At 37.2% G+C, this 12,526-nt stretch carries 12 protein-coding genes; all 12 read right to left on the bottom strand.

Annotated features, from left to right (window positions below; all coding sequences use genetic code 11):
• Positions 1-52 precede the first annotated feature (52 nt).
• The 12 genes from NQ540_RS00140 to rpsF all read right to left on the bottom strand — a co-directional run bounded on the left by NQ540_RS00140 (position 53) and on the right by rpsF (position 12,498).
• Positions 53-856 (bottom strand): MBL fold metallo-hydrolase, encoded by an 804-nt coding sequence (locus NQ540_RS00140; RefSeq protein ID WP_005608162.1) that lies wholly within the window; start codon positions 854-856, stop codon positions 53-55.
• 12 nt (positions 857-868) lie between these two features.
• Complete coding sequence (locus NQ540_RS00135; RefSeq protein WP_005608164.1) at positions 869-1,732, bottom strand: two-component system regulatory protein YycI; 864 nt, start codon at positions 1,730-1,732, stop codon at positions 869-871.
• Positions 1,722-3,074, bottom strand: a complete 1,353-nt coding sequence (locus NQ540_RS00130) for a YycH family regulatory protein (protein ID WP_005608166.1) — start codon at positions 3,072-3,074, stop codon at positions 1,722-1,724. Before NQ540_RS00130 ends, NQ540_RS00135 begins: the two co-directional genes overlap by 11 nt.
• Complete coding sequence (gene walK, locus NQ540_RS00125) at positions 3,064-4,920, bottom strand: cell wall metabolism sensor histidine kinase WalK (RefSeq protein ID WP_005608168.1); 1,857 nt, start codon at positions 4,918-4,920, stop codon at positions 3,064-3,066. Before walK ends, NQ540_RS00130 begins: the two co-directional genes overlap by 11 nt.
• Positions 4,921-5,002: 82 nt before the next feature.
• Positions 5,003-5,719 carry a response regulator YycF gene (gene yycF, locus NQ540_RS00120; RefSeq protein WP_005608170.1) on the bottom strand — a complete coding sequence of 239 codons (717 nt, stop codon included), beginning with the start codon at positions 5,717-5,719 and terminating at the stop codon, positions 5,003-5,005.
• Positions 5,720-5,746: 27 nt separating this feature from the next.
• Complete coding sequence (locus NQ540_RS00115) at positions 5,747-7,036, bottom strand: adenylosuccinate synthase (protein WP_005608172.1); 1,290 nt, start codon at positions 7,034-7,036, stop codon at positions 5,747-5,749.
• 32 nt (positions 7,037-7,068) lie between these two features.
• Positions 7,069-8,454: a replicative DNA helicase gene (gene dnaB / locus NQ540_RS00110; protein ID WP_005608173.1), complete on the bottom strand. Its 1,386-nt coding sequence runs from the start codon at positions 8,452-8,454 to the stop codon at positions 7,069-7,071.
• Positions 8,455-8,640: 186 nt separating this feature from the next.
• The gene (rplI, locus tag NQ540_RS00105) at positions 8,641-9,093 is read right to left on the bottom strand and encodes a 50S ribosomal protein L9 (RefSeq protein ID WP_005608175.1); all 453 of its coding nucleotides are present in this window, start codon (positions 9,091-9,093) and stop codon (positions 8,641-8,643) included.
• Between the two features lie 15 nt (positions 9,094-9,108).
• A complete protein-coding gene (locus NQ540_RS00100; protein WP_005608177.1) occupies positions 9,109-11,136 on the bottom strand; it encodes a DHH family phosphoesterase in 2,028 nt (675 codons plus the stop codon).
• A gap of 253 nt (positions 11,137-11,389) precedes the next feature.
• Entirely contained in the window at positions 11,390-11,632 is a 243-nt protein-coding gene (gene rpsR / locus NQ540_RS00095; RefSeq protein ID WP_005608178.1) for a 30S ribosomal protein S18, read from the bottom strand.
• A gap of 22 nt (positions 11,633-11,654) precedes the next feature.
• Positions 11,655-12,152 carry a single-stranded DNA-binding protein gene (gene ssb, locus NQ540_RS00090; RefSeq protein WP_005608180.1) on the bottom strand — a complete coding sequence of 166 codons (498 nt, stop codon included), beginning with the start codon at positions 12,150-12,152 and terminating at the stop codon, positions 11,655-11,657.
• Positions 12,153-12,198: 46 nt separating this feature from the next.
• Positions 12,199-12,498, bottom strand: a complete 300-nt coding sequence (gene rpsF, locus NQ540_RS00085; RefSeq protein WP_005608182.1) for a 30S ribosomal protein S6 — start codon at positions 12,496-12,498, stop codon at positions 12,199-12,201.
• Positions 12,499-12,526: the final 28 nt, after the last annotated feature.

Genomic DNA, 12,526 nt, shown 5'->3' with positions numbered 1-12,526 from the left:
TGAACAAACACTTATAGTCTATTTAAAAATCTCTTGCATTATTCCTAAGAATTTAAACTTCAAATAGGCTTGTAGGCTCATACGGATCCGTATGAAATAATTCGAAGGAATGATGAACTCCTTTATCGTGCGTTCTAAATACGGATTCTGCTGTTTGATAAGCAATTTCCTTCATATTATTGTCTTGACTTAAATGGCCTAAATAAATGCGTTTCGTCTGGTCCCCAAGCATTTCACACATGGCTAAAGCCCCATCATCATTGGATAAATGGCCTTTATCACTTAAGATTCGTTGTTTTAAATGCCACGCATAAGGTCCCATTCTTAACATTTCAAGATCATGATTGCTTTCAATTAAATACGCATTGGCATTTTTGAGGAGTCCACGAAGTTTGTCACTCACATATCCAGTATCCGTTAGCATAACAAATTGGCGTTGATCCTTTTGGAAGCTATAAAACTGTGGAGCCGCCGCATCATGAGAAACCGCAAAACTCATCACATCAATATCTCCAAAAGTCAGTGTTTCTCCAGTATTGAAGATTTCTTGTTGTTCAAGAGCAACCTTTCCAATTTTTCCGGACATTGCTGCCCATGTTTTTTCGTTTGCATAAATAGGAATGCCATACTTTCTTGCAAGCACGCCAATTCCTTTGATGTGATCTGAATGCTCATGAGTCACTAAAATCGCATCAATATCGGATATAGAACGATTTATTTTCTCCATTTGCGCACTAATAGCTTTACCAGTGAGTCCACAATCCACTAATAATTTTTGCTTAGGAGTCTCAATATAAGTTGCATTACCTGAACTACCACTCGCTAATAAACTCACTTTAAAACCTAATTCTTGCATACTATGTCCCTTCTATTGTTGCTGCACTGTTTGTGTTGTTGTGTTATTGGTTGTTGTACGCTGCGTTTGCGTATTCGTTGTTTCCAAGGTTTCATTCGTTAACACGGTCCCATGAATCGCATCCACACGACGTGCCACTAATTGACCATCCGCTTGACGTATTTCAACATACCAAGCAGGAGAATAAATAGAAAATTCTTTTAGCACTAATGATTGGAAGTAAGATAACTTAACCGTTGAAACTGTTGATTTTGCTGGAATCTTTCCCGCTAGGAATAACACTTCAACAGCGCTTTGAGCAGTAATTAAACTTCTCTCATTTCCAAGCACTTGTACATTTCCCGCATAGGTTTGTTCATAACTAACGGCTTGGTCATTCGTATTCAATGTGACAATAATTTGGCTGGTTCCATCCATAATACTCAATTTATCTGCTTTTTGTGTATAAATCACTTTACGTGTAGTCGCATTATAAGAAGACCATATATATTTATCACCGAATAAAACCTTATTATGGATAAACGCTGTTAAGTCATTAAAACTCTCCTCATTTACTGGATTCGATAGACTTAACTGAATCGGTGGTACTAACTCTGCATTGATGACATTTTTTTCCAATGACACGATCTGGTTTTGTAAATTATTCAAACCTGACTCAATGGAAACAGGGGTTAGTTGGATAATCGGAGCCGTTTCATCCGTTGAAGTTAGTGACGGCAATGTAATTCCATCTTGTTTCATCTGATCGATGACGTTAATACTTGTATTCAAAGGGGTTTTAGATTCTACCTTTTTCTGCCAAACGAGTCCAAATAGGAATACATCTAGGAAAAAGAAACAAACAATCAATACGATTGCACTTCTTCTAAAGTCCATCTCCGTCACCCCCTACTGTTTGTTTATTCGCGGCATCTCCGGCTTTTTTATCCGCTTTTAATTCTGATAATGTCTTCCATTTGTTATTTATTTTTATATACCAAGTCGGAATAAATTCTACGATTTGATTGTTTTCGCTGCTGGTTGTCCAAGAATAACCAATTCGAATATCTTCTATCTCATTCATGGAGAACCCTTCATTAAGCAGTTCCGCTACAATATCTTTTCCACCAACAATCGTTACTTTTTTATTTTTGGTTGGTAGAGGTGTTTGCGCAATTAAAGAGGAAGTTCTTAATTTTTCAATTCCATTTGTAGTCGCTTTTACTTGAGTCATTCCTTCTCTTCCGCTAGAAAGAATTGGATAGGAGCTCACATACCGAACATACTCTACTATATTGGAACTTAAATCTACTGAAGAAAAACTCATTCCTAACTGCCATCCGCCTAGACGCTTCATCTGTGTAAAAGTCTGCGTTAAGTTATTCGTATAAAGAAGTGTTTCATCCCCTGGTTTATTTTCAAAGAAAGTAATGATATTCGTTGTACGATCCATCTTCAATTGCGATAAATTGTCGTTATACACCACACTCTTTCCATCTCCACGTGTTCTAATTTCCGTTTGATTTGAAAAGAGTTGGCGGATATAGAAGGTAATTGGAATTTGCTCAATCAAATACGCAGATTGTTCAACGTTTACCTTATCTTGCTCCACAAAGAATTGTTTTGTCTTTCCTCGATATGATTCTACTTCATAAAATTCATCTGATTTATACAAAGCATCCATCTTCGCACTTAAGCTTTCATTGATTTTCGCACTGTACACATTTTTATTTTCATCATTGACAAAGTATGCCGTATGCGGTTCATCTGTTCGAATAACAATCCGTGAAAATCTCTCATTCACATAATCCTCATTCAACCCGTCAAAATACCGATTCATAATTCCAAAAGAAAGCAAACCATCAAATAAGATTTGCGAATGAGCTTCTCTTAAAACAAGGTTCTCATAACTAGTATCATCTAAGTTAGACAACCGTGTTACATTCGAAAAGCTTTTTGATAGATAGGTATTGACTTCTTTTAGAATCGACATTTGGCTTGTCATTTCAAACTTATTGTTATTGGTTAAGACAAGTCGGGTCGGTCTAAACACATCCTCAAGCGTATAATTCGCTCGAATCTGCGCTCCGGAATCTTGAGAGGTCGTCAAATTAGTTGATTGTTTTTTAACTCCAAAAAATTCAACTGGACGAATAACAATTAAATACGTAAATACAAAGCTAAGGAGCATCAACACAAATAAGGTCGATAATAGTACTCGAAAATTTTTAAATTTCATCCCATTCACCATCCTCTTCAAATGGAACATAAGGTAATGAAATAAAGAATGTGGATCCTTTATTTTCAATACTATTCACCCAGATTTTTCCTCCATGAAGTTGTACGACTTCTTTAGAAATCGCAAGACCAAGTCCACTACCTCCCATTGCTCTTGAACGAGCTTTATCTACACGATAGAAACGATCGAATAGGTGAGGAATATCTTTACGTGGAACTCCTAATCCCTCATCACTCACACTAACAATAAGGTCGGTATGTGTTTCCATGAGTCGAACAATAATTCGTCCTCCATCTGGAGAATATTTAATCGCATTATTGATAATATTATCTAATACTTGCGTCATCTTATCTTGGTCGATTTCTACCCATAGATTTCTTTGGGTAATATCTGTGAGAATACGATAGTTCTTTTCTCTATACTGGTCGGATTGTAAAACCATATCAAATCGATTCACAATATGCTTCACGAGTTCATTCATATTCACAAACTCTTTATCAAGTTCTAATCGATTTTGGTCCATCCGTGATAAGTTCAGTAAGTCGGTAATCATACGCATCATCCGATCCGTTTCGGTTTCAATAACATTTAGAAACTCCGGAGCGATTTCTTTGTTTTCCCATGCCCCGTCCACAAGAGCTTCTGTATAACTCTTAATACTCGTTAATGGAGTTCTTAATTCGTGAGAAACATTTGATACGAAATTACGACGTTCGCGGTCAATTTTTTCTTGTTCCGTAACGTCCGTTAATACGCATACAAGACCACTAATAAATCCAGATTCACGCTGAATCACTGAAATTTCACATTGGACAATGGTTTCCTCGCCATCTTCTTCAATCGTAATCATTCGCTCTTCTTGAGATTCCAATAAATCTCTAAAAGAAACACTATGATCTAAACGCAATACTTCAAGCAATGGCGTTCCTATAATCCGCTCATTTCGTAAATTCAAAACATCTAATGCAGCCGCATTAATAATCACAATTCTTCCACGACGGTCTGTTGCAATAACCCCATCACTCATATGACGTAGGACACTGTCTAAACGTTGTCGCTCCGCTTCTGTTCCTTCTTGGGCTTCTTTGATTTTTACAGATAAATCATTAATCGCTTGTCCTAACTGTCCAAGCTCATCGTCTCCGTAAATCATCACTTCACCCGTATAGTTTCCTTCTGCAATTTGTTCTGTCTGTTGTTTCATTTCCGCAATCGGTCGAGTAATCCCTTGAGAAATCATGACCGTAATCACAATCGCTAAAATAATAATAAAAATGGAAGAACTAATAAAGATAATCCCAATATCTTTAACTTGGGTATAACGAGATTCAATATTAGACGTTACCGAAATGATTCCCACTGGATTTCCTGAAACCCCACTGACGGGATCAATTGGTGAAACGTATTTCCAATATCTAGAATCTCCGTCAATATAGTTATAACTGTACACAGTATTTGAGACCACCACATGTTGCACATCAGCCTCTGTAGAACGAGTCCCAACAATTGATTGCTGCGTTTGATTCGTAGTTCCCAAAATATATCCCTGCATATCCATAATACGAATTTCTACAATACTATTCCCTGTTGGATAATCTTGTAATAATTGCGATATTTCAGCCGATTTGGCCTCGTCTGTTGTATCCTTAGCTAAAATTGGCTGCACATTATTTTTCAAAAACCCTACTTGTAGCTGAATTTGTTCCTGAAAGTTCGAAATCATTTGAGATTCTAATTGCGTTAAGAAGTTCGCGACAATGAGTTGCAACGAAATCATCAAGAGCAAGATAAACAGCATTGGAATCTTAAATTGAATGGAACGAAAAAATCGTTTCATCTTCTTCATGAGTCACTTTCTCCTCTACTTTTTAGCAAAATACGCTTTTCTTGCCAGAATATACCATGGCAAGGAAAAGCGCATTCGTTGTTTAAGCTTCTTTTTCTTGGTCTGGGGTTTTAATATAATATCCTACCCCACGGCGAGTCATAATCCATGTTGGATGACTGGGTGTGTCTTCAATTTTTTCACGTAAACGACGAACTGTTACGTCTACTGTACGAACATCCCCAAAGTAATCATAGCCCCACACTGTTTGCAATAAGTGTTCACGAGTAATCACTTGTCCGATATGTTTTGCTAAATAATGAAGCAATTCAAATTCACGATGCGTTAGTTCGATTTCTTCACCACGTTTTGAAACCACATAGGCATCTTCATGAATCGTTAAAGCGCCTAAAACAATTTCGTTAGCTGTTTTTTCTTCTTCTGTTTCCGCTGGAGCTAATTGTTGACGACGTAAGTTTGCTTTTACACGCGCTATTAATTCTCGGTTTGAGAAAGGTTTTGTTACGTAATCGTCTGCTCCTAATTCCAGACCTAACACTTTATCAATTTCAGAATCTTTAGCCGTTACCATGATAATAGGAACATGACTTGTTTTACGAATTTCACGACAAACTTCTAATCCATCAATTTTTGGTAACATTAAGTCCAAAATGACTAAATCTGGATTTTTTTCATGAAAAGCAGCAAGTCCTTCTTCACCATCAAATGCGGTAATGACCTCAAATCCTTCTTTTGAAAGACTAAACTTGACGATGTCTGAGATTGGTTTCTCATCATCTACAACTAGAATTTTCTTCATATCAATCTTCCTTTACTCTATTCTTTTTTATGCCCAAACACTTTCTAAAATGTTGGTTTGTTCTCTATCTGGTCCTACACTGAAAGTAGAAATGCGAACGCCGACTAATTCTGAAATACGACGTACATAGTTACGTGCATTTTCAGGTAGTTCTTCTAGTGAACGGCATCCTGTAATATCTTCACTCCAACCTGGTAATTCTTCATAGACTGGTTCACATTGACCTAGTTCAACTAAGCTTGCTGGGTAATGGGAAATTTCTTCTCCATTCGGTTTGCGGTAAGCCACACAAATTTTTACTGTTTCTAAACCAGTTAATACGTCAATACTGTTCAAGCTTAAGTTTGTAATGCCTGATACACGTTTAGAGTGGCGCATTACAACGCTATCGAACCACCCAACACGTCTTGGACGCCCAGTGGTTGTACCGTATTCACGTCCGACTTCACGGATACGTGAGCCGATTTCATCGAATAATTCTGTTGGGAAAGGGCCATCCCCTACACGAGAAGTATATGCTTTACATACCCCAACCACTTTATTGATTTTTGAAGGTCCAACACCGCTACCAATCGTTACCCCACCAGCAACTGGGTTAGAAGAAGTTACAAATGGGTATGTTCCTTGGTCGATATCCAACATCACCCCTTGTGCCCCTTCGAATAACACACGTTTTCCTTGGTCTAATGCATCATTTAAAATCACAGAAGTGTCGCAAACGTATTGTTTCATTTGTTGACCATATTCATAGTACTCTTCAAAAATATCATCGAACTCGATTGGATCTGCATCGTACATTTTAGTAAAGAGACGGTTCTTTTCCGCTAAGTTGATTTTTAGACGTTCAGCAAACACTTCTCTATCGAGTAAGTCTGCCACACGAATACCAACACGAGCAGCCTTATCCATGTAGCAAGGTCCAATCCCTTTATTCGTTGTCCCAATTTTGTTGTCGCCTTTTGCTTCTTCTTGTAATTGGTCTAGGCGAATATGGTATGGCAAGATAACATGCGCACGGTCCGAAATCCGTAAGTTATCAGTAGTCACATTTCTTTCATGTAAATATGCAAGTTCTGTAATGAGAGATTTTGGATTTAATACAACTCCGTTTCCGATGACGCTGATTTTCTCTGGTGAAAAAATACCGGATGGAATTAAATGAAGTTTATAAGTGACCCCATTAAACTGAATGGTATGCCCTGCATTGTCGCCCCCTTGATATCGAGCGATTACTTCTGCATTTTCACTGAGGAAATCCGTAATCTTACCTTTACCTTCGTCTCCCCATTGTGTTCCAACAACTACTACTGATGACATTTGACGCACCTCTTCTATTTTTTTAAATTTTACTATGCCATTGGAGCTCTTTGCTCAATTTCATCTGGCACTAAATTTGTAAACTTATTAAATTCCTTCATGAAGTTCAATTCAACCGTTCCACGTGGACCGCTACGGTTTTTCTCAATAATAACTTCAATGGTACTATTTGGTTCCACTTCTGGAACATGTCCATTTTCATCTGGCTCTTGACGATAATAATCATCACGATATAAGAACGCTACGATATCCGCATCTTGCTCAATGGATCCAGACTCACGAATATCCGACATGATTGGTCGCTTATCTTGACGTTGTTCCACTCCACGAGATAATTGAGAAAGTGCAATAACTGGAACTTTTAATTCCTTCGCTAATTTTTTCAAATTACGAGAAATTTCAGAAACCTCTTGTTGACGGCTCTCTTTTCCGTTTCCTTCGATTAATTGTAAGTAATCAATCACTACTAAACCGAGATTATTTCGCTCTTGCTTCAAACGACGACATTTCGCACGAATCTCTGACACACGAATTCCTGGCGTATCATCGATATAAATAGGCGCTTCAGCAAGAACCCCTGTCGCCACGAAATATTGCGTATATTCCTCATCGGTCAATTTCCCTGTTTTCAAATGTCCTGCATTAATGCTCGCATGAGAACAGATAATCCGTTCTACTAAAGACTCTGCCCCCATTTCAAGACTGAAAATAGCAACTGTTTCATTCAAATTAACCGCAACGTTCTTTGCAATGTTTAACACGAAAGCAGTCTTCCCGACAGAGGGACGTGCTGCTAAAATAATTAGCTCATCGGCATGAAGACCAGAAGTCATTCGGTCTAAACCGATGTACCCTGTGGCAATACCTGTGACTTCTCCATTATTTTTGGATCGCTCTTCAAGACTTTCATATGCATCATGTAAAACATCGCGAATTGGAATGAATCCAGCTTTATTTCGTCCTTCAGACACAGAAAGAATATCTCTTTCAGCTGTATCTAAAACATTTGCAATCGTTTCATCTTCTTGGTACGCATTTTTTACAATATTCGTCGATGTTTTAATTAACTTACGACGAGTTGATTTTTCTAAAACAATTTGAGTGTAAAATTCCACGTTGGCTGCTGTCGGAACTTTATCAAGAAGCTCAATAATACCAGCTTCTCCACCCACATTATCAATTTGGTTCTTTTGCCTTAATTTTTCCGAAACGGTGATTGGATCGATCGCTTCCGAATTTTGATTTAATTCAATCATTGCGGCAAAAATCAATTGATGAGCAACGCGATAAAAATCATCGGGTACAAGAAACTCCATGACCGAAATAATCGAGTCTTGTTCCAAAAGAATAGAACCCAAAACGGCCTCTTCTGCCTCTAGATTTTGTGGCGGAACTAAATTGGGATATAGCTCTTCCATTCAAACACCCTTTCTACTAAAAATAGCCATAAAAATACAGTTTCATTGTATCACAAAACACCCTAATAAAACAGAAGATTGGGCTCAAAATAAAAGATAACTTAATTACCTTGTGATTTTTATCACATGTATATAAAGAATAAAGAGACTATCCAAACAGGATAATCTCTTTTCTAATTTTTAACTTTATTGAGCGACGATATTCACTGTCATAATCGCTTGAACATCATGGTGTAATTTAACAGGGACACGTGTGTATCCTAACGCTCGAATTGGAGCCGCTAATTCAAATTTACGACGATCAAGTTCTACATTAAAAGTTTTATTGAATTCTTCCGCAATTTGTTTTGCTGGAATTGCTCCGAACAAACGACCATCTTCCCCAGCTTTAGCCTTAATGGTAACTACTGTTTCTTCGCGTTCTAGGAACTCTTTTAAATCTTTGGCTTTAGCTAATAATTCAGCATTATGTTTTTCTTCGGCTTTCTTTTGTCCTGATAAAGTTGCAAGGTTTGCTGAAGTGGCTTCTTTTGCAAAACCGTTCTTAATTAAGAAATTTTGTGCATAGCCATCAGCTACATTTTTAACTTCGCCTTTTTTACCTTTGCCTTTTACATCTTTTAAGAAAATTACTTTCATGTTTCTTCCTCCTAATTATAAGTTAATTTCACTACCAATTTCTTCAATAACTTGAATTAATTGGCGGATTGCATCTTCAATCGTGATATCCGATAACTGAGTAGCAGCATTCGATAAATGACCACCACCACCCATTTTCTCCATTACACGTTGAACGTTCTTATTACCAAGACTTCGCGCGCTAATGCCAACCCGGCCATCATTGCGTTTAGTCACTACAAATGAAGCATCGATGTTTTCCATAGACAACATCATATCTGCAGTCTGGGCTGCAACAACAGTAGGATAAACGGTGTTTTCTTCACCATGAACAATTCCGACATTATTAGGAAGCATTTCGAGTGAGTTTAATAAATGTGAACGCATTAAGTACGTATCTACATTTTCCTTTAATAATCGTTGGATAAGGATTGTATCCGCACCAACAGATTTCAAATAACTAGCCGTATCAAAGGTACGAGACCCTGTACGAAGCGTGAAATTACGCGTATCCACAATAATACCAGCAAGTAATGTAGTTGCTTCGATTGGCTGAATTTTCTCAGCTTCTTCAGATTGATATTCTAGTAATTCTGTAATCAATTCACCGACAGATGAAGCATACGGTTCAATATAAACCAAGTCAGGATTTTCAGGGAATTCCTCTCCACGACGGTGATGGTCGATAACCACTAATTTATTCGCCCTTTTAACAATAGACGGAGCAGCACATAGGGAAGGCTTACTTACATCGACAATAATAACAAGTGTATTTTCAGTAATTAACGCTTCTGCCATTTCTGGATTTACGATAGCAGAAGAGAGGAGTTCATCTTTCTTAATCACTTCCATCAATTTCTTGATATCATGCGAATATTGCTCTGGATTTGTGACAATCCAAGAGATTTTACCGTGCATTTTAGCGATTCTTCGAATACCTAAACATCCACCAATACTATCCATATCTGGATATTGGTGGCCCATAACCATTACTTGATCTGCTTCTGCAATAAGGTTTTCTAATGCTTGAGAAACCATACGAGAACGCACCCTTGTACGTTTTTCTAGTGGGTTGCTCTTACCACCATAGAAGCGAGTTTCTTCGTTTTTAGACCGTACAACGACTTGGTCACCGCCTCGTCCTAAGGCTAAATCAAGGTTATCTTGCGCAAATTTAGCGATTGCACCATAATCCATCTCTTCTTGAGTATCATCCGCATATGAGAACCCCATACTTACTGTTAGCGGGGTGTTTTGTTGAGCTGTTGTCTCACGGACACGGTCAATAATATCAAATTTCGTTTTTTCAAGTTCAGAAAGGATGTTTTTATCTAAAAATGCGACAAAACGGTCTGAACTAACACGTTTTAAGTAGATATTATTGTGATTTGCCCAGCTAGTAAGCTGATTCGTCACGAAGTTATTCAAGTTTGATTTCTTACGGTCGCTCAGCGATTGAGAGACTTCAGCAAAATTATCGACGAAAATTTGTCCAAATACAGGTCTTTCGTCTAAATACGTCTCTTTAATTAACGCATATTCCGTAATATCCATCATGTAGAGCATTCCAATATCGTTATGGTAGACTATTTGGAAGTATTTATCTTTCCAATGGACTACATTATCATTATCATCATCAAGATTTTGAACAATTTTCGCTAAATCTGGATCAACTACTTCGAGTTTAAACCCTAATAGCTCTTTGCGTTCAAAATACTTTTGCAGATAAGGATTAATCCATTGAATTTCTCCATTATCATCTAGTAAAAGCATTCCAATCGGCATTTTGATAGAGGCATCTTGCGAACCTTTATTGATTTTATACGATAAGTTCGTTACATAATGATTCGTTTCCTGAATAATATAGTTTGCGAACGAGTAGAGGAGTGTTCCTAATAAAATAATAAATAAAGTAAGGATAAGTCCCATCCATATATTCATTACGTATGCCACAACCAGCATACAGAGAATAATTGCTATAAATGAGAATCCGTATTTCTTCATTGTTTCACTTTTAAGAAATGTCGGTAAAGCCTTAATACGTTCTTTTAGGCTTTTCTTCATTCTTGCACCTTCTTTCTATATAGCTTATTTTACCATAGTTTTAGCCCTTCGTCAGTTCTCTAAAATTGTTTCACGTGAAACAATTTAGGAGAGGGTAGGGGTACAAATGTTTCACGTGAAACATTCTTTTATATGTATTCGATTTTTTATAATGATACTGCTTAAATCTAAACAAATAGAAATTAACTTTTAATAGGATACAGCTTTATAAAACAAAAAAGGATTGAGAAATTCTCAATCCTTTTATTTAATATTAGTCAACTGTTGTGAATGGTAATAATCCCATGATACGAGCACGTTTGATTGCAACAGTTAAAGTACGTTGGTGTTTAGCACAAGTACCTGTTACACGGCGTGGTAAGATTTTACCTTTTTCAGAAATGTAACGTTTTAATAATTCTACATCTTTGTAATCAATGTAGTCTACATGGTTTGCACAGAAGTAGCAAACTTTTTTACGACGGCGTTGACCGCCACCTCTACGTTGTTGAGCCATTATGGTATCCTCCTTTTAAACTTTAGAATGGTAAATCATCATCTGAAATGTTGATTGTCTCTCCATTACTTAAGAATGGATCTGACATTCCACCACCAAATGATGAAGTAGGAGTGTTAAATTGATTAAAGTTATTTGATTGGTTTTGTTGGAATCCACCTTGTGAGCTTTGATCGTTTGCAGGGCGTTGTTCAGTAACATTACGTGATTCTAACAATGAGAAGTTCTCAGCTAGCACTTCAGTCACATAAACTTTTTGGCCTTGTTGGTTATCATAGCTACGAGTTTGAATACGTCCTTCAATTCCTACTAGTGAGCCTTTACGAGTGAAATTCGCAAAGTTTTCTGCAGCTTTACGCCACATTACGCAGTTGATAAAGTCTGTTTCACGTTCACCGTTTTGGTTTTGGTAACGACGATCAATTGCGATAGAGAAGCTCGCATAAGCAGTTCCGTTTGAAGTATAACGTAAATCAACGGCACGTGTTAAGCGTCCAACTAATACAACATTATTAATCATTTAATTCTTACTCCTTTCAAGATTTTTGTTTACTTATAATAAACAATTATGCTTCTAATTTAACGATCATGTGACGTAAGATGTCATTGTTGATTTTCGCTAAACGGTCGAATTCATCGATTGCAGCAGCATCTTCAGCAGTGATGTTCACTAAGTGATAGATACCTTCTTGGAAATCTTTAATTTCATATGCAAAACGACGTTTCGCCCAGTCTTTAGATTCAACAACAACTGCACCGTTGTCTGTTAAAACAGCATCAAATCTTGCAACCAATTCAGCTTTAGCAGCTTCATCGATGTTTGGACGGATGATATATAAAATCTCGTATTTTGATGTTTGACTCATTGACTGTCACCTCCTTATGGACTTTTGG

It is taken from the genome of Granulicatella adiacens ATCC 49175 (assembly GCF_025150565.1).
GTDB lineage: Bacteria > Bacillota > Bacilli > Lactobacillales > Aerococcaceae > Granulicatella > Granulicatella adiacens.
Note: the sequence above shows the minus strand (reverse complement) of the source record. Positions and strands in the feature narration are given on the sequence as shown.

What these genes read in the sequence shown, in the direction of transcription:
- NQ540_RS00135 (WP_005608164.1), bottom strand. Translation starts at nt 1,732, where the DNA reads ATGGACTTTAGAAGAAGTGCAATCGTATTGATTGTTTGTTTCTTTTTC.
- rpsR (WP_005608178.1), bottom strand. Translation starts at nt 11,632, where the DNA reads ATGGCTCAACAACGTAGAGGTGGCGGTCAACGCCGTCGTAAAAAAGTT.
- dnaB (WP_005608173.1), bottom strand. Translation starts at nt 8,454, where the DNA reads ATGGAAGAGCTATATCCCAATTTAGTTCCGCCACAAAATCTAGAGGCA.
- yycF (WP_005608170.1), bottom strand. Translation starts at nt 5,719, where the DNA reads ATGAAGAAAATTCTAGTTGTAGATGATGAGAAACCAATCTCAGACATC.
- walK (WP_005608168.1), bottom strand. Translation starts at nt 4,920, where the DNA reads ATGAAGAAGATGAAACGATTTTTTCGTTCCATTCAATTTAAGATTCCA.
- rplI (WP_005608175.1), bottom strand. Translation starts at nt 9,093, where the DNA reads ATGAAAGTAATTTTCTTAAAAGATGTAAAAGGCAAAGGTAAAAAAGGC.
- NQ540_RS00115 (WP_005608172.1), bottom strand. Translation starts at nt 7,036, where the DNA reads ATGTCATCAGTAGTAGTTGTTGGAACACAATGGGGAGACGAAGGTAAA.
- NQ540_RS00140 (WP_005608162.1), bottom strand. Translation starts at nt 856, where the DNA reads ATGCAAGAATTAGGTTTTAAAGTGAGTTTATTAGCGAGTGGTAGTTCA.
- ssb (WP_005608180.1), bottom strand. Translation starts at nt 12,152, where the DNA reads ATGATTAATAATGTTGTATTAGTTGGACGCTTAACACGTGCCGTTGAT.
- rpsF (WP_005608182.1), bottom strand. Translation starts at nt 12,498, where the DNA reads ATGAGTCAAACATCAAAATACGAGATTTTATATATCATCCGTCCAAAC.
- NQ540_RS00130 (WP_005608166.1), bottom strand. Translation starts at nt 3,074, where the DNA reads ATGAAATTTAAAAATTTTCGAGTACTATTATCGACCTTATTTGTGTTG.
- NQ540_RS00100 (WP_005608177.1), bottom strand. Translation starts at nt 11,136, where the DNA reads ATGAAGAAAAGCCTAAAAGAACGTATTAAGGCTTTACCGACATTTCTT.